Origin of the sequence: Streptomyces sp. NPDC021356 (assembly GCF_040641015.1) — a bacterium.
Lineage (GTDB): Bacteria > Actinomycetota > Actinomycetes > Streptomycetales > Streptomycetaceae > Streptomyces.
Map to the genome: position 1 here is coordinate 15758 of NZ_JBFACU010000051.1, position 25458 is coordinate 41215.

Annotated in this window: 19 protein-coding genes and 2 pseudogenes; 7 read left to right on the forward strand and 14 right to left on the reverse strand. The window is 72.3% G+C overall.

Going from position 1 to position 25458, the window contains the following annotated elements:
- Positions 1–5 precede the first annotated feature (5 nt).
- A complete protein-coding gene (locus tag AB0G56_RS38450; RefSeq protein ID WP_360979781.1) occupies positions 6–1364 on the reverse strand; it encodes an MBL fold metallo-hydrolase in 1359 nt (452 codons plus the stop codon).
- A gap of 1026 nt (positions 1365–2390) precedes the next feature.
- Positions 2391–2678 (reverse strand): metal-sensitive transcriptional regulator, encoded by a 288-nt coding sequence (locus tag AB0G56_RS38455; protein WP_360979784.1) that lies wholly within the window; start codon positions 2676–2678, stop codon positions 2391–2393.
- A gap of 494 nt (positions 2679–3172) precedes the next feature.
- On the opposite strand from AB0G56_RS38455, the gene AB0G56_RS38460 reads away from it, so the two are divergent.
- On the forward strand, positions 3173–3313 hold the full coding sequence (locus tag AB0G56_RS38460) for a hypothetical protein (RefSeq protein ID WP_360979787.1): 141 nt from the start codon (positions 3173–3175) through the stop codon (positions 3311–3313).
- Positions 3314–3580: 267 nt separating this feature from the next.
- Positions 3581–4174, forward strand: a pseudogene (locus tag AB0G56_RS38465) (phosphoketolase); the annotation flags it as partial.
- Between the two features lie 62 nt (positions 4175–4236).
- Here the strand turns inward: AB0G56_RS38465 and AB0G56_RS38470 are convergent.
- From AB0G56_RS38470 to AB0G56_RS38495, 6 genes are read right to left on the reverse strand one after another with little or no spacing between them, the layout of a single operon-like run.
- Positions 4237–5184 carry an alpha/beta hydrolase gene (locus tag AB0G56_RS38470; protein ID WP_360979790.1) on the reverse strand — a complete coding sequence of 316 codons (948 nt, stop codon included), beginning with the start codon at positions 5182–5184 and terminating at the stop codon, positions 4237–4239.
- On the reverse strand, positions 5181–6305 hold the full coding sequence (locus tag AB0G56_RS38475) for a branched-chain amino acid ABC transporter permease (protein WP_360979793.1): 1125 nt from the start codon (positions 6303–6305) through the stop codon (positions 5181–5183). The genes AB0G56_RS38470 and AB0G56_RS38475 overlap by 4 nt, the downstream gene beginning before the upstream one ends.
- Positions 6302–7189, reverse strand: a complete 888-nt coding sequence (locus AB0G56_RS38480) for a branched-chain amino acid ABC transporter permease (protein WP_360979796.1) — start codon at positions 7187–7189, stop codon at positions 6302–6304. The genes AB0G56_RS38475 and AB0G56_RS38480 overlap by 4 nt, the downstream gene beginning before the upstream one ends.
- Positions 7189–7986 carry an ABC transporter ATP-binding protein gene (locus AB0G56_RS38485; protein WP_360979838.1) on the reverse strand — a complete coding sequence of 266 codons (798 nt, stop codon included), beginning with the start codon at positions 7984–7986 and terminating at the stop codon, positions 7189–7191. Before AB0G56_RS38485 ends, AB0G56_RS38480 begins: the two co-directional genes overlap by 1 nt.
- Before the next feature lie 47 nt (positions 7987–8033).
- Positions 8034–8852, reverse strand: coding sequence for an ABC transporter ATP-binding protein (locus tag AB0G56_RS38490; RefSeq protein WP_360979799.1), 819 nt, complete (start codon positions 8850–8852; stop codon positions 8034–8036).
- Positions 8853–8856: 4 nt separating this feature from the next.
- Complete coding sequence (locus AB0G56_RS38495; RefSeq protein WP_360979802.1) at positions 8857–10089, reverse strand: substrate-binding domain-containing protein; 1233 nt, start codon at positions 10087–10089, stop codon at positions 8857–8859.
- 299 nt (positions 10090–10388) lie between these two features.
- Here AB0G56_RS38495 and AB0G56_RS38500 point away from each other — a divergent pair, with 299 nt between their 5' ends.
- Both AB0G56_RS38500 and AB0G56_RS38505 read left to right on the forward strand, forming a co-directional pair.
- A complete protein-coding gene (locus AB0G56_RS38500; RefSeq protein WP_360979805.1) occupies positions 10389–11207 on the forward strand; it encodes a CoA transferase subunit A in 819 nt (272 codons plus the stop codon).
- Positions 11208–11209: 2 nt separating this feature from the next.
- Positions 11210–11875, forward strand: a complete 666-nt coding sequence (locus AB0G56_RS38505; protein WP_360979808.1) for a CoA transferase subunit B — start codon at positions 11210–11212, stop codon at positions 11873–11875.
- A 301-nt stretch (positions 11876–12176) separates the two neighbouring features.
- Here AB0G56_RS38505 and AB0G56_RS38510 read toward each other — a convergent pair whose 3' ends face one another.
- The 3 genes from AB0G56_RS38510 to AB0G56_RS38520 all read right to left on the reverse strand — a co-directional run bounded on the left by AB0G56_RS38510 (position 12177) and on the right by AB0G56_RS38520 (position 16664).
- On the reverse strand, positions 12177–14129 hold the full coding sequence (locus tag AB0G56_RS38510) for a GAF domain-containing protein (RefSeq protein WP_360979811.1): 1953 nt from the start codon (positions 14127–14129) through the stop codon (positions 12177–12179).
- A 112-nt stretch (positions 14130–14241) separates the two neighbouring features.
- Positions 14242–15642 carry an MFS transporter gene (locus tag AB0G56_RS38515; protein WP_360979814.1) on the reverse strand — a complete coding sequence of 467 codons (1401 nt, stop codon included), beginning with the start codon at positions 15640–15642 and terminating at the stop codon, positions 14242–14244.
- Between the two features lie 194 nt (positions 15643–15836).
- On the reverse strand, positions 15837–16664 hold the full coding sequence (locus tag AB0G56_RS38520; protein WP_360979817.1) for a 3-hydroxybutyrate dehydrogenase: 828 nt from the start codon (positions 16662–16664) through the stop codon (positions 15837–15839).
- A 475-nt stretch (positions 16665–17139) separates the two neighbouring features.
- Here AB0G56_RS38520 and AB0G56_RS38525 point away from each other — a divergent pair, with 475 nt between their 5' ends.
- The gene (locus tag AB0G56_RS38525) at positions 17140–18615 is read left to right on the forward strand and encodes a PHB depolymerase family esterase (protein WP_360979820.1); all 1476 of its coding nucleotides are present in this window, start codon (positions 17140–17142) and stop codon (positions 18613–18615) included.
- A 398-nt stretch (positions 18616–19013) separates the two neighbouring features.
- Here AB0G56_RS38525 and AB0G56_RS38530 read toward each other — a convergent pair whose 3' ends face one another.
- Entirely contained in the window at positions 19014–20216 is a 1203-nt protein-coding gene (locus tag AB0G56_RS38530) for a hypothetical protein (protein ID WP_360979823.1), read from the reverse strand.
- 338 nt (positions 20217–20554) lie between these two features.
- Between AB0G56_RS38530 and AB0G56_RS38535 the strand changes: the two genes are divergently transcribed.
- The gene (locus tag AB0G56_RS38535; protein ID WP_360979826.1) at positions 20555–20953 is read left to right on the forward strand and encodes a hypothetical protein; all 399 of its coding nucleotides are present in this window, start codon (positions 20555–20557) and stop codon (positions 20951–20953) included.
- A gap of 108 nt (positions 20954–21061) precedes the next feature.
- A complete protein-coding gene (locus tag AB0G56_RS38540) occupies positions 21062–23200 on the forward strand; it encodes a hypothetical protein (RefSeq protein ID WP_360979829.1) in 2139 nt (712 codons plus the stop codon).
- 224 nt (positions 23201–23424) lie between these two features.
- On the opposite strand, the pseudogene AB0G56_RS38545 reads toward AB0G56_RS38540, so the two are convergent.
- Both AB0G56_RS38545 and AB0G56_RS38550 read right to left on the reverse strand, forming a co-directional pair.
- A pseudogene (locus AB0G56_RS38545) lies at positions 23425–23871 on the reverse strand (DUF5825 family protein).
- Positions 23859–25205 (reverse strand): alpha/beta fold hydrolase, encoded by a 1347-nt coding sequence (locus AB0G56_RS38550; protein ID WP_360979832.1) that lies wholly within the window; start codon positions 25203–25205, stop codon positions 23859–23861. The pseudogene AB0G56_RS38545 and the gene AB0G56_RS38550 overlap by 13 nt, the downstream one beginning before the upstream one ends.
- Positions 25206–25458: the final 253 nt, after the last annotated feature.

Consider the following 25458-nt stretch of genomic DNA (forward strand, 5'->3'; position numbering starts at 1 on the left):
GCCGTTCAGCCGGTGATGACGGTCAGGCCGGCGTCGTTGGCCGCGTCGAACCCGTCGTCGACGGCGACCACATCGCGGCCGGAGGCGTCGAGCAGGGAGGCGGCGATGGCGGCCCGCATGCCGCCGGCGCAGTGCACCCACACCGTGCCCGCCGGGACCTCGCCGAGCCGCTTGTGCAGCTCGTGGATCGGAATGTGCACGGACCCGGCGATGTGTCCGCCCACCCGCTCGGAGTCACGGCGCACGTCCAGGACCACGATGCCGTCCGTGCCCCGATCGGCCAGGCCGGCGAAGGTGGAGCGGGAGAAGGAGGCGAGCGGGGCGCCTTGGGCCACCCACTCCTCGGGCGTTCCGGTCGCGGCTGCCACGGGCCGGTCGATGCCGACCCGCACGAGTTCGCGCTGGGCCGCGGCCAGTTGCCCGGGCGACTCGGCGAGCAGCGTCACGGGCCTGCCCCACGGGATCATCCACGCCAGGTAGGTGGCGATCTTGCCGTCGGCCTCGAAGTTGAACGATCCGGCGACGTGGCCCTCGGCGAACGCGACCCTGTTGCGCAGGTCCACGACCCATTCACCGGCCGCGAGGCGGGCGGCGATACCGGCGGCGTCCGCCACCGCGGGGGGAGTCAGATCCACCGGGGCGGGGCCGCCGGCGTTGACCGGGCCCATGTGCGCGTAGTAGGCGGGGGTGTCGTCGAGGCCGGCCAGCAGCCGGGCCACGAAGGCGTCGACGTCGGTGGTGAGCGCCGCGTTGACGGCCTTCTCCTTGCCTATCGTGGTGGCACCGCCCTCGGCCTGCGCCGAGGAGCAGAAGCTGCCGAAACCGTGGGTGGGCAGCACGGACGTCTCGTCCGGAAGCTCGGCCGCCAGGCGGTGCGCGGAGGCGTGCTGGGCGCGGGCCAGCTGCTCGGTCAGCCGGGGCTCGACCAGGTCCGGGCGGCCCACCGTGCCGATCAGCAGCGAACCGCCGGTGAACGCGGCCACCGGCCTGCCCCGCTCCCGCAGCACGTAGGAGGTGTGATGCGGGGTGTGCCCCGGAGTGGCCACCGCCCGCAGTTCCAGCCCGTCGTCCACGGCGGCGGTGTCGCCGTCGGCCACCGGCACCCGTGCGAACGATACGTCGGCCCCGGCCGGCACCAGGTAGGCGGCGCCCGTCACCCGCGCCAGCTCCAGACCGCCGGTGACGTAGTCGTTGTGGATGTGTGTCTCCACCACATGCGTGATGCGCACACCGCGCCGGCCCGCTGCCGCCAGAACCTGGTCGAAGTCGCGCGGTGGGTCCACCGCCACGGCCGCCCGTGGGCCGCCGGCCAGGTAGTGGCGGTTGCCGAGGCCTTCCAGCTCGATGGTGTCGATGAAGAACACGGAGACGTTCCCTTCTGCTAAGTACCCCCCGGGGTATGTTGCCCACCGTAACAGGTACCCCCGGGGGTATTCGACCGACCCTGTGTTCGCCGTGTTCGTCAGTCAGGTCGCACCCGTGCGCGGGCCGCGGCAGGGGCTGCCGCGGCCCGCGCACGTGAGAAGAGGCGGGCGCCGGGCGTGATCGTGCCCTCGGTCTTGCTCCGCGCGGCCCACCGGGTGCCCTTGCGGGTGCCTGCCGGTCGGGCTCCCCGCACCGGTCGGACGCCGGACGTGTGTCCTGGCCGAGAGAAGGCATGCGGCCGGTCGGGCAGGCAGGTCCTGGCGCCACGGGGGACGACGGTCGCGGCGTGGGACGAGTGGAAACCCGGAGGCTTGTACGGTCGGCGGCGATCGTACGGGCGCGACAACCCGGGGAGCAGCCGGGCCGGCGGACGGCGCGACGAGTCTCGGGACCGGTCGGCGCAGGGCGGACGGTGCGTTGGAGGCTGCTGTCCGCCCTCGCTGTCACAAGTGTGTGCCGGACCCGCCATGGCGATGCGAGGCGGGCCCCCGACGACTGTGCGGCCGACTGGGGAACCGAGGGAGTGCCTGCCTTCCGCACCCCGGGGCAGACGTCAGAGGCCTGGACGGCGAGTCGGGCCGGCCGCGTGGAGGCGGTGCGTCGCCGCGTCAGCGACGGGCCGTCCGGTCCGGTCGGCGTGAGCACGGTGGAGGGGGCGAGGGCCCGGCCGGCGGCACGGTCGTCGCCGGTGCGGACGACGGCATTGCAGGGACGGCAACAGGCCGATGGAGCCCTCCGCAGCGGGTTCGCGGCGGACGGGCGGAGGGCTGCAGAAGCCGAGGACGACGTAGACCTTCACGTCCTGGTCCAGCTGGTCCCTCGCGGCGGCGGTGACGTCGATCTCGGTGAGGACGCCGAAGGCGTGCGGGGACAGGGCCGCACGGAGCGGGCGTCCCCGCCTTTGCAGGCGAACTCGGAACGCCGGGCCACTCGCGAGCCCCCGCAGGAACGGCGCCCCACGGTCTTCACGCCAGGGACAGGAAGAGCCGCTCCAGGCGTGCGCGGATCTGCTCGACGTCCTCGTCGTTCTTCCGGCCTGCTTCGACGCCGGTCACGCACTGCTGCAGACCCGTGGCGATGATGGCGAAACCGGCGCGGTCCAGGGCGCGGGACGCGGCGGCGAGTTGCGTGATGACATCCTCGCAGTCGCGCCCCTCCTCGATCATCCTGATCACGCCGGCGATCTGGCCCTGCGCGCGACGCAGCCGGTTCAGCACGGACTTCAGATCCGCGTCCTGAAGCTCCAGTTCCACGATCACTCCTCGTTCCAAAAGCTCCGGGACGTCGCGTGCCCCGGCCCGTGACGGCGCCGCCCGATCGCCGACGCGTTCAGCCGCGGTCGGCTGCGCCCGGGGCGACCTTGCATCGCACCGGGTCCACGCCTGCTACCTGCACCTGCCGGTCACCTTCAGCAGTACCTGCGGGGCCGGTGCGCGCTGCCGGGCGTGCAGGACCGTCAGGTCGCGGAGGGCCGGACCGCCGCAAGGAGCGAGCTGCGAAACCGATGCACGACACATCCTCTCATATACCCGCCAGGGTATATGCCCCGCCGGTCTGCACCGCTCCGCCGGTTCATCTGTCCTGGACCCGGCAGCGAGTTCGAGGGAGCCGTCGATTCCGGCGCCGACCATGATGTGCCCCCTGCGCCCGCTCCTGGAACCGCTGCACGAACCGCCGTGGTTCGCCTGCGCCACCATGTCCGTCTCCTCCCGCGTCACAGGGCAGCGCTCTCGCTTTCGGTCCACCCGTGCTCGCGTCGCCTGCAGCCGCGATGGCACTCGTCCTCGCCCCGCCCGTGGACGCCGGGCGAGGCAAGCAGCGCCTCACCACCCTCTACGCGGCGGCCGCTGCCCGTGAGCGGCACGTCCTGGTCGACACGCTCGGCTAGCCGCTGGACGTCATGGCCACCGCGGTGGAGACCGGTGACCGCCCCGCCGCCCACGGCGACGACATGCGCGGCTTCGTGGTGCTGCCCGGACGGTGGATCGTCGAGAGCGCCGCGGCCCGGGGCAGGGGACAGTCGGACGGTGCGGCGCCGGACACGCACCGGTCGGCCGGCCGATGGGGCCGACCGGCCCATGCGCGACCCGGCTCGCGCCGCACACGCTGGACACGTCGGGCGAATCCGGCGACAGGACCCGAAGCCGAGAGGGCGCGCACCACCCGCCGCCTGCCCTGGCGCGCTCCCATCGCCTCCCTCGACTACCTGCTGACCTCACACGTGTGGCGTCAGGACCACGACGGCTTCTCCCACCAGGACCCGGGCTTCGTCGACCACATCCTCAACGAGAGCCCGGAGGCGGTCCGGGGCTACTTTCCGCCGGACGCCAACACCCTGATCTCGGTGGCCGACCACGCCCTGCGCAGCCGCGACTACGTCAACGTGATCGTCGCCGGCAAGCAGCCCTGTTTCGACCGGCTGCCCATGGACCAGGCCAAGGTGCACTGCGCCCGTGGAGCCGGCATCTGGGACTGGGCGGGCACCGAGGACGGCACCCGCGAACCCGACGCCGTCCTGGCCTGCGCGGGCGACGTCCCTGCCCAGGAGGTGCTCGCCGCCGCCCAGTTGCTCTGCCGCCATCTGCCCGAGCTGGCCGTGCGCGTGGTCAACGTCGTGGACATCGCCCGGCTGCTGCCCGGCGAGGAACACCCGCACGGCATGAGCGACTTCGAGTACGACGGCCTGTTCACCGCGGACAAGCCGGTGATCTTCGCCTACCACGGCTACCCCTGGCTGATCCACCGCCTGACAGCACGCACCTGACGCCGCGCGGCCGCCCTCCGGGCAGACGACGGGAATTCGACGACAGGCTAGAGCTCCGCGTCCCCCACGCCCGCTTCCGCCAGCAGGTGGCGCGCAATCAGCCGTGCGCCCGCGTCGCCCACGAGGATCGTGTAGTGGTTGACGCCGGGTACGCGTTCCGGCCGGACCAGGCGCGGGTCGAGGCCGGCGGCGGCGAGGCGCTGTTCGTCGTACAGGCCCTGCGGCTCGTCCATCAGGCCGCGTTCGGCCCACAGCAGCACGGTGGGGAGGGGGAGTTGGTGGACCGCACCGAGCACCTGCCCGCCGAGCTGGTCGACGCCGTCGACCCGTACGGCCTCGATCCGGCACGAGGAGCGCAGTTCAGGCTCCTCGCCGACCAGATCGCGCTGGATGTACGCGTCCACCCACGGTGACCACGCCTCGGCGAAGGCCGGGTGACCCTGCCAGAACGCGCGGTAGGCGTCCCGGTCCGGGAAGGTCATCGACAGGCGCCGCATGGCCGGGCCGATGACCGCGGTGATCAGTTCGTCGGGGTCCAGGCCGGTCGGCGCCGGGAAACCCACTCCGCCGTCGACCAGGAGCAGCCCGGACAGCAGGCCGGGGTGGCGTACGGCGGTCAGGGCCGCGGTGAAGGCACCCATGGAGTGGCCGGTCAGCACCACCCGGCCCAGGCCGAGCGTCTCCACCACGGCGGCCATGTCGTCGGCGTGCGCGGAGATGCCGTACGGCCCCGAAAGCGTGCCGCTGCGGCCCCGGCCGCGCAGGTCGGGCGCGACCAGGGTGACCCGGCCGGCCAGGTGGTGGGCGACCCGGGACCAGCTCAGACCGTTGGCTGTGATGCCGTGCAACGCCAGCACGACCGGCGCGCCCGGGGAGGCGGCCGGCCAGCGCAGCACGGCCAGTTCACCGCCGGGAACCGGCACCCGCAGCTCCTCGGGCGAGGCCTCGTCAGCGGCCAGATGCCTCGACACGTCATCGTTCGTCGTGCGTCTCACGGGGCGGTCGCCTCCTTGCGCGATATCGGGGTGCGGGCGGCGCGCAGGCGCGCCGGGAGGCGGGCCAGGCCACCGGGCAGCAGGTATATCACCGCTACGAACAGCGCGCCGAGCAGGAACAGCGGCTGCGAGAGCGGCACCCGCAGCACGGCGGGCAGACCGGCGACGGTGCCGGAGCCCGCGAGGTCGCCGAGCCGGTGGTCGGCCCAGGTGTAGAGGATGCCGCCTGCCATGGGGCCCCAGCGGGTGCCGGATCCGCCGAGGACGACCATCACCAGCAGGGACAGGGTGAAGTCGGAGGTGGTGGTCTGCGGAGTGGCGCCGCCGGTCAGCAGCAGGTAGACGATGCCGCCGAGCGCGGCCAGTGTTCCGGCGAGGACGAAGGCGGTCAGTTTGAAGCCGTAGGGGCGAAGGCCCAGCACCTCCACCCGGCGCTCGTTCTCCTTGATGCCCTCCCAGACGCGGCCGGTGGGCGAGCGGACCGCCCAGTGCACGACGGCCAGTACGACGACGAGGTAGGCCAGGGCGGTCCAGTACAGGCCGGCGGTGTGGTCGATGCCGACGAGCGCGGCGGGCAGCCGTTCGGCGGGGGCGGCGCGGCCCTCCTCGCCGCCGGTGACGCCGCCCGGGTCGCGTTGCACGAGGATCGAGCCGGCCTGGGCGAAGGCGAGGGTCACCATGGAGAAGCCGATGCCGCTGACCCGCAGGCTGACCGCGCCCAGCAGGGCGGACAGCGCCACCCCGCAGAGCAGGCCGAGCAGCGCGGCGACGGCGAAGGGCAGGCCCGCTTCCAGCATGACGGTGTTGGTGACGTAGGTGCCCGCGGCGAAGTACAGGGCGTGGCCGAAGGAGAGCAGGCCGGTGCGGCCCAGCAGCAGGTCGTAGCCGGTGGCCAGGGCGCCGAAGACCAGGCACAGGGCGAGGAGTTGGAGGTTGCCGGGGCTGCCGATCGGACCGTCCAGCAGGCCGGGCAGCGGCAGTGCGCTGTAGGGGGCGGTGAACAGGACCGCCAGCAGCAGCGCCGGCCACCAGCGGGCGGCGCGCCGCAGCGGTCCGGTGTGCGGGCCGAAGGGGTGGTCGGCCGTGCGGGTTTCGCCGCGCGGCTGGGTGGCGGTGGTCATGCGAGTCTCCCGGTGAGCCCTCGCGGCCGGACGAGCAGCAGGGCGGCGAGCAGGACGACGACGGCGAGGTCGCCGAGCCCGGCGGTGGTGTAGTAGTTGGCGAACTGCTGGACGAGGCCGACGGCGACGGAGGCGAGCGCGGCGCCGGTGAGCGAACCCATGCCGCCCATGACGACGACCACGAAGGCGAAGATGAGCAGTGAGGTGCCCTGTGCGGGGTCGACCGAGCCGAAGTAGAGGCCGCCGATCGCGCCGCCGAGGGCCGCGGCGGCGCCGCCGATGGCGAAGACCAGCGTGAAGGCCTTGCGTACGTCGATGCCGAGCGCGGTGACCATGGCCCGGTCCTCGACGCCCGCGCGGACGACCAGTCCGTGCCGGGTGCGGCCGAGGAACAGCTTGAGCGCGACGAGGACCACGAGGGCGGCGGCGATCAGCACCATCCGGTTGAGCGGTACGTCGGCGCCCAGCAGCCGGAAGGTGCCGGTCAGCGCCTCGGGGCCGGGGAAGGGGCGGGCGTCGGCACCCCAGATCGCGGACAGCAGCGCGGGGGCGGCCAGGCCCACGCCGACGGTGGCGAGGATCTGCTCGCGGGGACGGGTGTAGAGGGGACGGATGACGGTGAGTTCGAGCAGGACGGCGGCGAGCGTGCCGACGGCGGTGCCGAAGGCGACCGCGAGGACGAAACCCGCGCCGCCGGGGCCGGCGCCGGGCAGGTGGCCGGACGCGGCCCACCAGGTGCCGTAGGCGCCGACGGACATCAGCGCGCCGTGCGCGAAGTTGAGCACGTCCATCAGCCCGAAGACGAGCGAGAGACCCGAGGCGACCAGGAAGTACAGCGCGCCCAGGCCGAGTCCGGTGAGGGTGAGCAGAACGACGGTGGACATCAGGCGTCCGCCTCCGCGGTCCGGGCGGCGGGGTGCGCCGCGGTGTGTGCTGGAGCGGCGGGGGACGGGGTGCGGGCGTCCGTGTCCCCCAGGCCCGCGCGGCTCCCGTGCCCGCCGTGGCCGACGCCGAGGAGGCGGCGGGTCGCGTCCGGGTCCGCGAGGAGTTCGGCCGCGGGGCCGCGGTGGGCGGTGCGGCCGTCGGCGAGGACGGCGCAGTGCCGGGCGAGGCGGCGCACCATGGCGAGGTTCTGCTCCACCAGGAGCACGGGCACGGCCTCGGCGACGCGTTCCAGCACGTGGGTGACCTCGGTGACGACCTTGGGCGCGAGCCCCTTGGTGGGTTCGTCGGCGATGACCAGACGGTTGCCGTTGAGCAGGGTGCGTGCGATGGCGACCATCTGCTGCTGGCCGCCGGACAGGGTGCCGGCCGCCTGCCGGGCGCGTTGCTTCAGCTCCGGGAAGAGTTCGTGGACGAGGCCGTACGCCGGTTCGCCCGCGCAGGGCCGTTCGGCCAGGCGCAGGTTCTCGGCGACGGTGAGCGCGGCGAACACGCCCCTGTCCTCGGGCGCGTAACCCACACCTCGGCGGACCAGGGCGTGGGTGGCCAGGCGTACCGTCTCCTCGCCGCCCAGCCGGACGCTGCCGGTGCGCGGGACGAGGCCGAGGATGCCGCGCACGGTGGTGGTCTTGCCGGCGCCGTTGCGGCCGAGCAGGGCGGTGGTGCCGGTGGCGGCCACCTCCAGGTCGACGCCGTGCAGGATGTGCCGGCCGCCGATGACGACGCGCAGGTCGCGCACGGTGAGCAGGGGCGGCGCGGCTCTCCCGGAGGCCGGTGCGGGGGCGGTCACAGGGCCTCCCCGAGGTAGGCCTGTTGCACGGTCGGGTCGGCCATCACGGCCTTGGGCGTGTCCAGGGCCAGCAGCGTGCCGTGGTGCATCACGGCGAGGCGGTCGGCCAGGCCGAGCAGGACGTCCATGTGGTGTTCGACCATGAGGACGGTGCGGCCCTCCTCGCGGTGCAACGAGCGGATCAGCTCGGTCAGCGCCGGTACCTCCTCGGCGCTCACCCCGGCCATCGGCTCGTCCAGCAGCATCAGCCGGGGCTCGCCGACGAGCAGCACTGCGAGTTCCAGCTTGCGTTTCTCGCCGTGCGAGAGGGAGTCGGCGCAGGTGTCGGCACGGTGGGTCAGCTCGGTGCGCGCCAGCACCCCGGTGACCTGCTCGGCGTAGGTGTCGGCGCGCCGCCACACCCGGTACGAGCCGCCACCGGCCGCCTGTGCGGCCAGTCGCACATGGTCGGCGACCGTCATGCCCGGCCACAGGCTGGAGGTCTGGAAGGTGCGGCCGAGGCCGCGTCTGGCCCGGGCGTAGGCGGCCTCCGCGGTGATGTCGGCGCCGTCCAGCTCGACCGTGCCACGGGTGGCCGGGTTGATGCCGCTGATCAGGTTGAACAGTGAGGACTTTCCGGCGCCGTTGGGGCCGATGAAGGCGAGGAACTCGCCTTGGCGGACGTCGAAGGTGACGGCGTCGACGATGGTGGCGCCGCCGACCGTCCAGCCGACGTCGCGCAGGGCGAGCACGGGCGCGGGCGCCGCGGAGGTGGGGACCCCACCGGCGGCCGGGGCCCCGTCGGCGCTTCGCGGCGCCGTGTTCGGGGAGGTCATCGGCTCAGCCCACCGTCTTCTTCACCGGAGGCGCGACGGCCGCCGCGGGAACGCCGGCGACCAGCTGGGGCTCGGCGGCGGCGCCGGTACCCTTCAGCCTGGCCGTGAACATGGGCTGCAGCAGGGCGTGGTCGGCGGCGCGGATCTGCTCCTTGCCCTTCGGGCCGTCGAAGCTCCAGCCCTCCAGCGCCTTGACCATGGCGGTGGTGTCGGTCGCGCTGCCGGACTCGATGGCGTGCACGATCATCTGGGCTGCGGTGAAGCCGTCGGGGCTGAAAAGGTCGGGGGTGCCGCCGCCCTGGGTGATGCCGTCGAGCATCGCCTTCTCCACCGGGTTGCCGCCACCGGCGCCCGGGAAGTAGTGGGCCAGGAAGGACACCTTGGCGCCCGCCGCGCCGAAGACCGGGTACGAGGCGGTGCCCGCGAGACCGGTGACCACCTTGCCGGCGTCCAGCACACCCTGCTGGTCCAGCGCGGTCCACAGCGAGGGGGCGGTGGCGCCCGCCCAGGCGACGAACACCAGATCCGGCTTGCCCGCCTTGGCCTGACGGGCGAACGGCGTGAGGTCGGTGGCGCCGGGCGGGGCCAGCACGGAGCCGACCTTCGCGCCCTCGGCACCGAGGACGGCCTTCACAGCGGCCACGTTGGCCTGCCCGAACGCGGAGTTCTGGGCGAGCACGGTGACCTTCTTGCCCTTCGCGTCGCCGAGCAGCGAGCCCGCGGTCAGGGTGTCCTGGTAGGACTGCCGGCCGGAACGGAAAGTGTAGGTGTTGACGCCGGTGACCGCGTCGGTGGCGGCGGGGCCGCTGACGTAGAGCACCTTGTTCTGCGCGGCCAGCGGCGCCATCTGAAGGGCCACACCGGAGTCGGTGGTCCCGGCGATGATCTTGTAGCCCTTGCCGACGAGGGTCTTGGCGGCGGCCACGGCCTTGGCCGGGTCGCCCGCGTCGTCCTGCTCGGTGACCTCGACCGGGTGACCGCCGGCCTTGTTCGTTCCGTGGGTGGCGTAGGCCAGGCCCGCCTTGAAGCCCTCCTCGTACTGCTTTCCGTAGGCGGCGAGCAGCCCGCTGCGGGAGTAGACCAGGCCGACCTTGACCGGATCCGAGGCCTTGTCGCCGGCGGACGCGGTGCCGGCGGTGCCGGCCGAGGAGCAGCCCGCGGCCAGGGCGCCGGCGGCGAGCAGGGTGAGGATCGATACGGATCTGTTTCTGAGGGTTTCCGTGGCTCTGGAACGCATGGTGACCGGCTCCTGGGACGGGCCCCGCACGCCGCCGACAGGCGCCGTCTCCTTCGGGGAGACGGCCTCCCGCAGCCCGCGGCGGTGGGATCGCAGTGGGTGGATGGCCGGAACGATAGAAGCGGAGCGCACCACACGGCATGGTGCCGACCACCGCTCCTGGAGGTGCAGACATGGCGATGGCACACATGGCCGGGGACGGCGAGTGCCGCGAAGGTGAAGGCCACCGGTCGCCGTCGGCAACCCGGCGGTGGCCCGGCCGACCAACGGAACACATCCCCTGCGGGGAAGGAAACAGCATGGACAAGGTGGTGGACTCGGCCGCGCAGGCGGTGGCGGACGTCCCCGACGGCGCGGTGCTCGCTGTGGGCGGCTTCGGCCTGTGCGGCATCCCGTCGACTCTGATCGGCGCGCTCGCCGAGGCCGGTACGTCCGGTCTGCGGGTGGTGTCCAACAACTGCGGGGTGGACGACTGGGGGCTGGGCCTGCTGCTGAGAGCCGGCCGGATCGCCCGGATGACCTCCTCCTACGTGGGAGAGAACAAGGAGTTCGCCCGCCAGTACCTCGCCGGCGAGCTGGAGGTGGAGCTCACGCCGCAGGGCACACTCGCCGAGCGGCTGCGGGCCGGCGGCGCGGGCATCCCGGGTTTCTACACACCGGCCGGTGTGGGCACCCAGGTCGAGACGGGCGGCCTGCCCTGGCGCTACGCCCCCGACGGCAGCATCGCGGTGGCCTCGCCCCCCAAGGAGGTACGGGAGTTCGGCGACCGCCGCCATCTCCTGGAGGAGGCCATCACCGCCGACTTCGGGCTGGTCCGGGCCGAGGTCGCCGACCGGCACGGCAACTGCGTCTTCCACGCGGCGGCGCGCAACTTCAACCCCCTGTGCGCGATGGCCGGCCGGATCACCGTGGTCGAGGCCGAACGGATCGTCGAGGCAGGCGAGTTGCCGCCGGACACCGTCCATCTCCCGGGCGTGTACGTGGACCGGGTGGTAGCCGTCGACGCGTCTTTGGAGAAACGTATAGAACGCCGCACCGCACGCCCCCGCCCGGAGCGGACCGGCCCCCCTCGCACCCGTACGAGTACGACCGCCACCACCGTCCCCGGGGAGAACTGACGATGCCGCTCGACCGGGAACAGCTCGCCGCCCGTGCCGCGCGGGAACTGCGCGACGGCCAGTACGTCAACCTGGGCATCGGCCTGCCCACGCTCATCCCCGACCACCTGCCCGAGGGCGTGCACGTGGTGCTGCACTCGGAGAACGGCATCCTGGGCGTCGGCCCCTACCCTTACGAGGGGGAGGAGCACCCCGATCTGATCAACGCCGGGAAGGAGACGGTGACCACCGTCGCGGGCACGTCCTACTTCGATTCGGCGTTCTCCTTCGGCATGATCCGGGCCGGCCGGATCGACGTGTCCGTGCTCGGCGGCATGCAGGTGTCGGCCCGGGGCGACCTGGCCAACTGGATGATCCCGGGGAAGATGGTCAAGGGGATGGGCGGGGCGATGGACCTGGTCCACGGCGCCCGCCGACTGATCGTGGTCATGGAACACACCGCGAAGGACGGGTCGCCGAAGATCGTCGAGGAGCTGACGCTGCCCGCCACGGGCCGCCGCGTCGTCCACCGGATCATCACCGACCTGGCCGTCATCGACGTCACGCCGCAGGGGTTGCGGCTGGTCGAAACCGCTCCCGGCGTCACGGCGGAAGAGGCTGTCGCCGCCACCGGCGCACCTCTCCTGACCCAAGGCCTCGTAGGCGAGGATCAACCGGTGAGTGCGTAGGCGGCGGCCCCGGCCAGTCCCCGCCGGTGACGCCGACAGGCGGACGACGTCTCCGCGAGCGTCCCCCGGCCTCGGCCACTGCGCTCATGAGGGCGACGCCGAGGCCGAGGGTGAGCGCGAGCCGGCAGCGGCGGTGCCGGGATCGCTGGTGTCCTCTTCTGGGGTTCCCGTCGCGGGGGCGTCGTGGTGCCGTACGGAGGAGGCGGGTCTGGTTGCGGGCGGTCGCGCCCGCTCGTCGCGGTGTGCGGTGGGATCGTGCACGGTGACGTGTTTGAGGGTGCTGCCGCCAACAGGCGACCTGTCAGGCACCCTGCAACAGGTGGAGCCGCAGAGCGAGCTGGAGTTCCAGGGCCTGCTCGGGACTGCTCCAGTCCGGTCCCAGCAGCGCCTGGATACGGTCCAGTCGCTGCACCACGGTATTGACGTGCACGTGCAGTTCCTCCTTCGCCCGGGTCAGGCTTCCGCCGCAGCCGAAGTAGGCGTTCAGGGTGCCGACCAGTTGGGTGCCGCGCCGGGCGTCGTACTCCAGCAGCGGTCCGAGAGTGGCGTCGACGAAACTGTCGACGTCGTGGTCCTTCCCCAACAGAACACCGAGGAAGCCGAGTTCTGAGGCGCACGCACCGGTGCCATGGCGGCCGAGCACCCGCAGCGCGCGTAGACAGCGCACGGCTTCGGTGTACGCGTCCGCGATCGCCCCCGGCCCGGCGGCGGGCCCGGCGCCGGCCACCGTCACCGGCGCGCCGACCAGCTGGGTGAGCTGCCCGGCGGCGGCGCGGGCGGCCTGGCCCGGTCCGGCGTCGTAGGGCAGCAGCAACACCGAGGCGCCAGCGTGTTCAGCGCCGGCACTGCCGCTGCCGAACAGGTATTGCACGGCGGCGGCGGCGAGCCGCTCCCGGACGGCGGCGTCGGCCTGGGCGACCAGCAGGAGATGGGGCCGGTTCAGGTCGATGCCCAGACGACGGCCGCGGTCCACGAGGCCGACGGGGTCCCGGTCGGGAGCGGTGAGCAGATCGGTCATCAGGTCACCGCGGACCCGGTTCTCGGTCTCGGCGACCGAGCGTCGAAGCAGGAGCAGCAGTGCGGTGACGACACTGCTGCGCTCGAAGAGCCGGCGGTCGGGGCCGTCGAGATCCGGCCGCCCGTGCAGCACCAGGCTGCCCAGCAGGTCCTGTCCGGCCAGTACGGCGCAAACCCAGCGCCCGTCCCGGAACACCGCGTGGGCGGTGGCGCGCGACTGCTCGGCAGCGGCCACGAGCGCGGCGGCGTCGGTGCCGGTGGTGCTCCCCTGACCTGTGGGATTCGGGCCCCGGCCGCTGTCACGGACGATCGAGGTGAGCGGCCATCCCGCGCTGTCGTGCACGGTCACCTCCCCTTCGAGGAGACCGGCGACGGCTGCGGCCACCTCCGGTACGTCGCCGCCCCGCAGGACGAGGTCGGTGAGCCGGTCGTGGGACTCCTCGGCGCGCTGCATGGCGGCGGAGTGCTCCCGGATCACGGCGTTGGCCTCGGCCAGTTCGGCCAGCGCGGCCCGGGCGTCGGCCATCGCCCTGGCGGTGTCGATGGCGATGGCGGCGTGGTCGGCCAGCGAGCACAGCAGGGCGACCTCTTCGGGAGAGAACGTCCGGGGAGCGCGGTCGGCGGCGAAGAGCGCGCCGATGACCTTGCCGCCGCTGCCGGATCCCAGGAGCAGCGGCACGCCCAGGATGGCGACCAGACCCTCGTCCAGGACACCGGCGTCAATGCTGCCGGTGTGGTGGAAGCGCTCGTCGGTGCGGTAGTCCGGGGAGGCATACGGGCGCGCGGTCTGCGCGACCAGGCCGCCGAGCCCCTCCCCGAGCTGGAGCCGCAGGTTCTGGAACAGCTCGGACACCGAGCCGTCGGTGACCCGCATGTAGGTGTCCCCGGCTGCCTCGTCGGACAGGGTGAGGTAAGCGGTGTCGGTGCCGAGCAGCATCCTGGCGCGGCGGACGATGGAGCGCAGGACGGCGTCGAGGTCGCGCAGCGCCGCCAGGTCCCCGGCAGTGTCGAAGAGGGCGGCCAGTTCCGCCTCACGGCGCCGGTGCTGGCGCAGGGTGCCGCGGACACGTAGCGCCGTGGCGACGGCCTGTTCGACCTCGGCGATGTCCCGGGGGTCGGCGCCCCCACGCCGCGCCTCGGCGGCGACGGCGCCGATGTCCTCGGAAGGTGCGTCGGAGGCGAGGAGGTCGAGCAGGCGGCGCAGGAGCGATGCTGTGGACGTGGTCTTGTCGGGCATGGGCGGACCGTAGTCGCAAGAGGGCGGGTCGGGGGAGGGGGAGGCAGCGGAGGGCGTCCTGGCACCTGACGGGCGAGACGCATCGCCCGGTCAGGCATCCGGCCTCGGGATGTCACGCGGAGGGAAAAGTCTGCCGTTCTGCGGCGGCCCGCGCGGGGGTGGTTCCGTCGGGTTCGACGGCGGCCAGGTCGCTGCCGCGGGTCTCGCGGGAGGCGATCACGGCGATGACGGTGATCAGTGCGGCCAGGCCGACGTACACCGAGATCGGGGTGGAGGTGCCGTAGGAGCCGAGCAGCGCGGTCGCGATCAGCGGGGCCGGGGCGCCGGCGGCCACCGAGGAGAGCTGGGCACCGATGGAGGCGCCGGTGTACCGCATCCGGGTGGCGAACAGCTCGGAGAAGAACGCGGCCTGAGGGGCGTACATGGCGCTGTGGAAGATGAGGCCGACGGTGACGGCGACGACGAGCGCGGGGAAGGACCTGGTGTCCAGCAGGCCGAAGAAGGCCCAGGACCACAGGCCGACACCGACCGCGCCCACCAGGTACACCGGCTTGCGGCCGACCTTGTCGGACAGGGCGCCGAACAGCGGGATCAGACAGAACTGCACGGCCGAGCCGATCAGCACCGCATTCAGCGCCGTCTGCTTGCCGAGCCCGAGGTGTTCCACGCAGTAGGTGAGGACGAAGGCGGTGATCACGTAGTACGAGATGTTCTCGGCCATCCGGGCACCCATCGCGACCAGGACGTCGCGCCAGTGGTTGCGCATGACCTCGACGAAGGGCAGTTGTTCGGCCTGCTGCCGGGCCTTGCGCCGCTCGGCCTTGGCCAGAGCCTCCTTGAACAGCGGCGACTCGTCGACGGACAGCCGGATCCACAGGCCGATCATGACCAGCACGGCGGAGAGCAGGAACGGCACGCGCCAGCCCCAGGAGTCGAACGCGTCGTCGCTGAGCGTCCCGGTCATCAGGGAGAGGACCCCGACGGCGACCAGGTTGCCGGCGGGCGCGCCGCCCTGCGGCCACGACGCCCAGAACCCCCGCCTGCGGGAGTCGCCGTGCTCGGACACCAGCAGGACGGCCCCGCCCCACTCGCCGCCGAGCGCGAAACCCTGCACCAGCCGCAGTGTGGTGAGCAGCAGGGGAGCGGCGATGCCGATGGTGTCGTAGCCGGGAACGCAGCCGATCAGGGCGGTGGAGCCACCCATCATCAGCAGACTGATCACCAGCAGCTTCTTGCGGCCGAGGCGGTCACCGTAGTGCCCGAAGACCACGGCACCGATCGGCCGGGCGGCGAAGCCGATGGCGTAGGTGAGGAAGGAGAGCAGGGTGCCGGTCAGCGGGTCGGAGCCGGGAAAGAACACCCGCCCGAAGACCAGGGCGGCGGCGGAACCGTAGAGGAAGTAGTCGTACCACTCGATGGTGGTCCCGATGAGACTGGCCACGACGATCCTGGGCAGGCCACCCGGTGTACGGGGAGCCCCTGATTCGTTCACGACGTTGTGAGCGCTGGACATCATGTCACCGTTTCGAAGTGAGTTTCGGAGTGGGTTTCGGCGTGAGGGGAGGAGCGGATCGGTCGACTCGAATCGAGCAGACCGTGCGGGTGTGCGGCATGGTGACGGATCGCAGGACCGGTGCTGTCCTGGTGATCGGCCCACCGAGTCGGATCGGAGCGCGAGCGCCCGAGTGGCGGCCCCGGTGAGGCCCGTCAGTGCGCTGTCCAGCCACCGTCCAGGGGAAGGGAGGTGCCCGTGATGTATCCGCTCCGCTCGGTGCACAGCCACAGAGCGGCCGCGGCCACCTCGGCCGGATCGATCAGCCGTTTGATCGCGGTGCGTTCCAGGAACACCTGGTTCATCACGTCCGCCGGCGATATGCCGTGAGCTGCCGCCTGGTCGGCGATCTGGTCCTCCACCAGCGGGGTGCGCACATAACCGGGATTGATGCAGTTGCTGGTCACACCGTGCGCGGCGCCCTCCAGAGCCACCACTTTGCTCAGCCCCTCCAGCGCGTGCTTCGCCGTGACGTACGCCGACTTGTAGGCACTCGCCCGCAAGCCGTGGACCGAGGAGATGTTGACCACCCGCCCCCACCCCCGCGCATACATGTGCGGCAGGGTGCGACGCAGGATACGGAACGGCGCCTCCACCATCACCCGCTGAATCAGCGCGAATCGCTCGGGCGGGAATTCGTGAACGGGAGCCACATGCTGCAGACCGGCATTGTTGACCACGATGTCGGCGTCGTCCGGCAGCGTCTCCACGGCATCGGGGGCGGAGAGGTCGACCACCACCGTAGTGCCGCCGATCACCGCCGCCACCTCTTTCGCGGCAGCCTCGGCCCGGTCCACGACGTAGACCTCCGCACCGGCCGAGGCGAAACCCTCGGCGCAGGCCCGGCCGATTCCACTGGCAGCGCCTGTGACCAAGACCTTGCGGCCGACGAGGAATGGGGTGCTGACCAGCCCGGACGCGGTGTCGGCGACGGGCTCGGCGCACTGGTGCGAACTCTCGGCAGAGCTCCTGCTGCTTTCCATGAGGGACCACGGTAAGGAGGAACGCATTGCCGAGACATGTGGGTCGCTGACATATTTCAGAGACTCGACATGGCTGTCAACGCCATGCTTCAGCGGGTTCCCGACGGGGCCCCGGCGGGTCCCGGTGGGTCTCGGTGGCTACGGAGGACAGCGACCGCCTCGATCACCTGAAACGGGCGGACTGTCATGGAGGTCGACGGGCCCGTTCCCCTGCCACAGCAGCATCGCGGCCGCCATGTGCATACGCGCTACACACGCCGTTCCTCTGCTGGGGACCCCTCACATGTCGCGGGTCGGCCGGCCGGTCGTACGGTCCGCTGTCAGCAAGCCGCCATCTCAGTTTGCCCGGGCATCAGCGCACCGCTCCGGCAGGCGAAGGACGGGCCCGGTCGCCCGCACCCCGTGCCGCGGCACGGCACCGGCACCGTGCGCACCGCCCCCGACTCCCCCTCTCCACGTTCACATGGAGTTGCCCATGCGCTTCCCCACCCTGCGCCGAAAGCTCATGCGCGCCGCGCTGGCCGCTGCGCTCGGCACCATCGCATCCGGCCTCACCCTCCTCACCCCGCTTGCCCCCACTGCTGCGGCCGCCGGCACCCTCCAGCAGGTCACCGACTTCGGTTCGAACCCCGGCAACCTGACCATGTACGAGTACGCGCCGGCCGGCCTGCCGGCCAACGCGCCGCTGGTCGTCGCCCTGCACGGCTGTACCCAGTCGGCGAGCGACTACCACTCTCACAGCGGCTGGCAGAAGTTCGCCGACCAGTGGGGCTTCGCCGTGGTCTACCCGCAGACCACCTCGGCCGACAACAGCCTGTCCTGCTTCAGCTGGTTCGACTCGGCCAAGGACACACGGGGCAAGGGCGAGGCCGCCTCGATCAAGCAGATGGTCGACACCGCCGTGGCGCAGTACGGGTCCGACCGCGGCCGCGTCTTCGTCACCGGCCTGTCCGCAGGCGGCGGCATGACCGCCGATCTGCTCGCGGACTACCCGGACGTGTTCGCCGGCGGCGCCGTGGACTCCGGGCTTCCCGCACGGTGTGCCACCACTCAGGCCGCCGCCTCCAGTTGCCAGTACGGCAACCAGAACCTCACCCCGAAGCAGTGGGGCGACAAGGTCCGCAACTCCTACCCCGGCCACACCGGACCATGGCCGCGCGTCGCGATCTGGCAGGGCTCCTCCGACACCACCGTCGCCCCCGTCAACGGTACCGAACTGCGCGACCAGTGGACCGACGTCTGGGGCATCGGCCAAACTCCGTCCACGACCCAGGCCCTGGCCGGCAACACCACCGAGACCACCTACGACGACACCACCGGCAAACCCGCCGTCACCCTCTTCTCGGTCTCCGGCATGACCCACGGTCTCGCCGTCGACCCCGGCTCCGGCGCCGACCAGTGCGGCACCACCGGCACCTACTACCTCAACACCATCTGCTCCAGCTACCACACCGCCAAGTTCTGGGGCCTGGACAGCCCCGACGGCAACTCAGGGGGCAACGGCTCTCTGCCGGCTCCCCAGGGAGTGAAGGTCACCTCGACCACCGACACGGGCGCGTCACTGTCCTGGAACGCCGTCAGCGGCGCTGCCTCCTACAACGTCTACCGCAACGGAACCAAGGTCGCCTCCCCGGCCGGAACCTCCTTCGCCGACACCGGTCTGTCCGCGGGCACCTCCTACAGCTACACCGTGGCCGCCGTCGACTCCACCGGAGCGATCGGCACCGCATCCGCCCCGGTCACCGCGACGACCAGCGGCACCACCCCCACCCCCAGGTGCTACACCGACAACAACTACAACCAGGTCAAGGCCGGCCGCGCCCACCAGAGCCTCGGCTACGTATACGCCAACGGCTCGGACCAGAACATGGGCCTGTACACCTTGCTCACCACGCACACCTTGAAGGAAACCGCGCCTGGATACTTCGTCCTCGCCGACTCCGGCTGCTGAACCCGAAGCCGGTCGCCCCTCGCTCGCAGGTCCTGCGCCCGGCCAGTCCCCCTGAAGGAAACTTCACCGACTACGTCTGCGTACGAGGCCGCTGCCCGCCACCGAAGCACGCTCGGTGACGGGCGGCGATCGTCGAGAGCAAGCCGGACGCGCATGAGGCCGGCACCTGCTCGCAGGCTGCCGGTGCTGCTGCTTCCGCACGCTGCCGCCGCTGCCGCGGCGGCAGCGTGCGGAAGAGCGCTGCCCCGCGGCGCAGGGGCGCCGGGGCGCCGGGGCCCGGGCGGCGAGCGCTGCTCGCCGCCCACCGGCTCACCGTGGTGTGGGCCGAGGTGCGGCAGGCGATCGCTCCACCGTGCCCCGGCCGAGGAACACGATCCGCGGATGCGGTGAGAACGGACTCAGCGCTGTGGTGTGGTGCCGGGCCGGAAGGTCACGTTCGGTGTGTAATAGAAACCTCCGCCGCTGACCCGATTGCCGGTGACCGCGACGTCGCTCACCGGCGAGACGAACCCGACCGTGTCCGCGCTCACGCGGACCGCGTTGCGCGAGGCCCCCGAAGCTCCTGCCGCCACCGTCACCTGGTTGTCGACGATGTCGACCCCGGAGACGGGATTCGGCCCTACCTGGACCGGCGGTCGGCTGACCGTCCTCGCGGACATGGAACTGACGTAGACCCCACCGACGCTGTTGTTGATGGTGTTGCCGCGGACGATGATGTCGGTGGTGTTCATCGCGCCGACGGCGTCCCACTTGGCGTCGTCCACGACATTGCCCTCGATCAGCACGCGCGCGTGCACCTGGCCGACCTTCTCGCCGCCGGTGTGCGAGCCGACCAGCTTCGCCCAGGACGGCTGGGAGCCGGACGCACCCGCGTAGTTGCGCAGGACCTGAACATCCACCGTCGGGGTGCCATCGCTGGCACCGGCCCATGTGTTGTTGGCCAGGGGCAGGTCGAGTTGGACGGCCTCACCCTGCCACAGGCCCCACGTCGGATTCTCGATCCAGCCCTTGAAGAAGCAGTCGCGAACCGTACCCCGGCGCACGGCGTTGAGTTCGACCGCGTGCCACCACTTGACGTTCCAGACCGTCACGCCTTCGACCTCCACGTCCTGGGTGTGGGTGAAGGTCAGCACGTTCATCGGCGGAGCCTTGTCGGCACGCGCCCACGCCGGCCCGGAGTCCGCCCACACCCACGCCGAAACGGGGTCCCATTCGCCGCCCTTGACCATGATGTTGCCCGGGGCCGAGTAGCCCTTCGTGGCAGAACTGGGAACATGGTTGATCAACATGGTGGCCTTCGCACCGCTGACGGCAGGCGCGCTGAACGTCCCCTGGCTGTCCGTCACGTACTCCGGACTGGGCGAGTGCTGATTGGTCCGGTCCAGCGTGTACTTCCGCATGACGGTGCCGAACTCGGCGACGAACCGCGCACCGGTGCCGTCCAGGACCGTGTTGCCGCCGATGACCAAGGTGTTGAGCAGCGTGTAGGTGGGAACCCCCGCGTACCCGGCCTTCACGATGATCCGGCCCTTGTCGTCGACACCGTCCGGGCCGACGACGCCCGCCGCCGCGTCGTCCAGCGCCTTGCGCAGAGCCCGCACGTGCGCCGCCTCACCCGCAACGGACGGATTGATGCCCGCCGCACCGGCTCTGGCCGCCGACGCCACACCCCCCACGACCGCGACAGCCCCGGCCCCCACGCCCCCACGCAGCAGCCCCCGTCGACTGATCCCTGTCATTCTCCTGCCCCCACCTCTCGGCCACCGGCCGACCTGTTCGAACTTCCGTGCAGTACCTACACACTTCCACGCCGGTCTGGCTTCGTCCCGCCGACGCCGACGCCGACGCCGACGCCGACGCCCTCCCCGTCGTCGTCCGAGGATCTTCCGAGCGATGGCTTTCGGCCATCGAGGGGCGCGGCGCACCGCAGACTGGGGACATGAGCAGATTCGCAGAGGTCATCGTTCTGGCGCGGGACGCCGAGGATGTCATGGAGCCGTTGACCCACCCGGACGCCGGCCGGGAGTGGCATCAGTGCTTCACCCGTGTCGACGACTCCGTCTTCACCGGCGCGGGCACAGGATCGGCCGAGTGCTACCTGTGGGTCATCCAGTTCACCCGGCACAACTGGCGGGGCCTGCTGGCCCACCTGGAGGCGCTGCCCTGGCCCGATCCCCGCTCCGTGCAGGTGCTGGTCCACGACGAGGAGGACGACTGCTTCGGGCTGTGGATGATCTACGACGGCCGACTCACCGAGGTGCCCCTTCCGCGCACCGCCCGTCATCTCAACCCCGAGGTCAGCGTCACCGGCAGGCTGAGCCGGACCGACCGGGACTGACGGGCACCGGGCCCACCCGTCCGGTGGCTGTCGAGCACCTGTACCGACGGCGGTCGCGGGTCTACCGTCGAGCGGGACGACGTAGGCGGAACGGGGGTGCGTTCGCCCATGCGGAGATACGACGCCGACCTGCACGAGAGGCGGTTACGGTCCTGGACGCGCCGGGTCGCGGCGCTGCTCACCGTTCTGGTCGCCCTGACCGGGGCGCCGTCCGGCACCGCAGCCGGGCTCGCACCGGCGGCCTCGGCGGTGACAGCGGCCGGTCCCGGCAGCCCGAGCACACCTCCGTACACGAAGTGGGGGCCGCCGCTCACGGTGCGCGCCATCAACGGCCGCACGACGTACATCGACGCCAACGGCGTTCCGCACGTCGTCGGTTCCCGCGGTGACACGCCAGACGCGGACGCGGCCCTGGCCTTCATGAACCGCCGGCTCGCCCAGCAAGGTCTGGGCTACGACGCCACGACGAAGACCGGATCCGAGTACCTCTTCCAGGACGAGACGAACCGCCTGGAGGAGAAGGGGAGCGTCGGCAAGGGCGTCACCGGGACCACCTCGGACATGATCAAGGTCACCTGGAGCGGCGGGCGGCTCGTCAGCGTCGACTCGGTCGACGCGACCACCACCACCCGCACCGGCACCACCGCCGAGGACCTCTCCTCGATCGGCACGACCATCACCGGCAAACTGCCGGGCGGTCGCAAGAGCCAGACCGCCAACGTGGTGTTCACGGCGGCCACCGACGAACAGGCCAGTGCGGTGGCGGAGCGCTTCAAGGACAACCCGAACGTCCGCGTGATCCGGCCCGGCTCCGGCTTCGACAGCGGGGAGCTGCACACCGGCACCGACGGGCTCGAGGCGGCCGCCGGCTCTGTTTTCACCGCGCCGGGCGACTGCCCCGAGGGCGGGACGCAGAGCGGCTTCGAGCCCGCGGGCACCCGGACGCACGCCCGGTACGCCGGGTTCGCCCGCGTCCGTGCCGTCGGCTGCGGCGGCAGCTCCGGGGTGCCGCGCGCGGGCGGTCTGGCGAAGGGGCTGGCGGCGCCGGAACGGACACCCGGCGGGATCGACTTCTCCCGGCTGGAGCTGCGGTATCTCGCGGATCCCGGGCCAGGCGCCGGCGGTCTGCGCTACGCCTTCCGGGCGCCGTCGGCCACGTCGGGCGGCAGCACCGCGCTGACGGGGCTGGGGCACGCCACGCAGGCGTCCGACTCCTTCTTCACCTGGCTGGAGCTGGATCCCTCGACGTTCTGGGTCAACCTCAACCCGAACGAGCCCGACCGCATCGTCGACGCACGGCTCGGCCGGACCGACGCGGGACGGGTGCTGCTCCAGGCGGACCTGGCGTTGAAGAAGACGACAGGCAAGCTGATCCATCCGGACACGCCTCTCGGGACGGAGTTCTGGCGGTCGCTGTCCGGGGACTGCATGTCGTTCCGCACCTGGATCGTGCCGGCCCCGGCGACCGTGTACACCAAGGGGGACGAGCTCTACATCCTCAAGTCGCCGCTGAACGTGCAGATGGAGACGCAGTACCTGAAGCAGCACGGCGGCTCGTCCGCGGTCTCGTGCCCGCGGCAGTCCCAGACCGTGCAGGACCACAACGAGGCGCTGTTCCGGCGGCTGATCCTGCCCAGGGTGGTGGAGGCGGTGAACACCGCTCCCGAGTACGCCGATCTGCGGCGCGTGTATCTCAGCCGGGTGGCCGCCGAGTGGTACCGAGGTCTCAGTCTGCGCACACGCACGACGTACTCCGGGTTGATCGGCAAGGGCGACATCGGCGCGTACGCGACCCACGAGGACTGGAAGCCGGTCGACACCTTCAACGCCTACGTACGCTCGTACACCAAGGGCGAGTTCAAAGTCACGCACCGCACCCGTGAGGGCGACACCGTCTACACCAGGACGTACGTCTACGGGGGTGTCGACTTCTCCCGTGTGCCCGTCACCTCCGTGTCCGACGCCCAGCTCAAGGCGTCGTCACCCTCCCTGACCCGGGATGTGAGCCGGTCGATCGAGGCGCCGGCCACAGACACCGGGAAGGGCCAGGTCTGGCTTGGCGGTGGCGGTGGCGGCGTGCCGACGACGGACCCCGGCCACGTACCGGGCGCGCCGGGCGCTGTGGTGACGTCCGCCCCGGGCTCCGGGGCCGGCGTCGCACCATGGCTCGTGGGGGCGGCAGGCGCGCTCGCCGCCCTGGTGGTGCTGCGCTCGGCGCTGCGGCTGCGACGGGCGCGACGGCGATAGGCGACGATGTGATCGGCGACCAGGTGCGGATCTGGCGTGCCGACGACGGCAGCGGCGTCGGCGGGACCAGCAACACGGCCGGCACCGTCAGCCACGTCGTCAACTCCATGGGCGGGCGACCGGGTCCGACGCGTCGACCGACGTGTCGAACCCGGTCGCCCGCCCGTGAACACCGGTGACCTCCCGGACCGCCGCCCGGGAGGTCACCGGCTCGCCGACGGCCGTCAGATGGTCATCGACTCCCGGAGCCAGCGACTGATCCGGTACGGCAGCCACCAGGCGAGCGGCCCGACGTCCAGGACGAGCCGCTCACCGCGGAAGTCGTCGAGCACGGCGGTCGGCATGGAGTCGGCCGGCGCCCCCTACGCCAGCCGCTCGATGGTGTGCTCGTACTCCGGTTCGTCGGCGGTGAAGCGGCGCAGCTCGCCCCAGCGGCGGTCGCGGATCTGCACGAACCCGGGGCCCTTGCGCCACAGGCACTTGCACAGGTAGTGGCCCCGCCGCCAGGCTCGCAGCGCCTCGACGGACCCGGCCGGCCCCTCGACGCGCCGCGGCGGCTGGAGGTGGCTGAGCACCTGCCAGGCGTCGGCCGCCTGCGGCGCGAGGCACAGGTCCCACTCCACGAGGACGGCCCGCGCGGTCAGGTCCCGCACCAGGCTCAGCGCGGCCACCGCCTCGGCGGCCCGCCCCGCGTCCGGGTCGCCATGGGGGAGCTGCGCGCGTAGCGCTCGGGGACCTGCGCGGGGGTGCCGCCGAAGAGCCGTTCGTCCAGGGCGCGCAGCGCGGGCGTAGTGGTGCGGTGGGCGGCCGCGCAGCCGGCGACCGGTTTGACCGCGACGCCCGCCTGCCACAGACCGGGGCGGGTGCCGAGGGCCAGCAGGACGAGGTAGCCGCCCCAGGAGGTGCCCCACAACCCCACGGCGTCCGCGCGGACGAGCCGCCGTGCCACGAGGTCGGCGCGCACGGACGCCAGGTCCTCGACCTGGGTGAGGCCGACTCCCGCGCCGAAGGCACGCCGCCAGCGCGGACCGTACCCGGTGGAGCCGCGGTAGTTGACGCGGGCCACGGCGAAACCGGAGGCGACCAGGGAGTGCACGACGCCGTCGTAGGCGTCCCGGTCGTGGTCGGCGGGGCCACCGTGCACCAGGAAGACCGCCGGGACCGGGCCGCGCGCGTCGTCGGGCAGGCTGAGCAGGGTGTGCACGGGCCCGTCGGCTCCGGGCGTCCACACGTCCCGGTGGGTGCCGGGCACCCGGTCGGCGGCCGTGGGCAGCACGGGCAGCGGGGTGTTCCGGGTGGAACACAGCCGGGGCGGCCGGCCGGTGGACGTCCAGAGGCAGTGGAGGTCGCCGCCGGGCCGGGTGGCCGCGTCCAGCAGGGTGCCCGGCGGGGTGGGGGCAGGGGTGAGGGTGCGCGCGGTGAGGTCGGCGCGGTGCAGGGCGGAGCGGCCGTGGCAGTCCTGGCGTACCAGCACGGACCAGCCGTCCGGCTCCCGGCCGGCGGTGATATCGGTGTCGAAGGAGCACCAGTCGTGCACGGCAGGACCGGTCGCCGGCCGCCAGGTCACCAGGACGTACCGGTCCTCGCACTCGCGGACGAGGAGCAGCTCGTCGCCGTCCTCGCCGGGCGCGAAGCCCAGCGACCACAGCCGGCCCGCGCCGCCGCCGGGCAGCACCGCCGCCGCGGCGCCCTCGCCGGTGAGGACGGAGACGGCGTCCGGTCCGGCCAGGGCGAGCAGCCCGCCCGTGGGGGTGATGCCGGGGAGCGTGGCATGGCCGTCGATCCGGGCGACCGTGCGGGCCGTGCCAACGCGCGGGCCGGTGTGGACGGTGGTGGCCCGGCCGTCCCCGCCGAGCGCGACGGCGACGGTGCCCCGGTCGCTCACCGCCAGGCCCCTGGCCGGCCCCGCCGGCACGTCCGTCAGTCCCGGCCGGTCGGGTCCGCCGGCGAACGGCTGGAACCGCCGCCGTCCCGACCCGCGGGCGTCCTCGTCGAACCACCACACGTGCGCGTCCCGGTCGATCGCCCCGTGCAATGTGCCCCGGGGGCGCCGGGTGACCTGCCGTGCGCGGCGGGCGACGGCGTCCCAGGTTGTTGCCCAGATGAGAACCCCGGCCCGATTACGGCGGGCCGGGGTTTCACGTCATGCGCCTGGTGGTGGAGCCCCGGCCCGATTACGGCGGGCCGGGGTTCTCCGTCCTGCGGCGTGGTGCGTGTGGTGCGGTGGTGGGGCTGTTTTCAGAAGTCGCCCTTGTCGC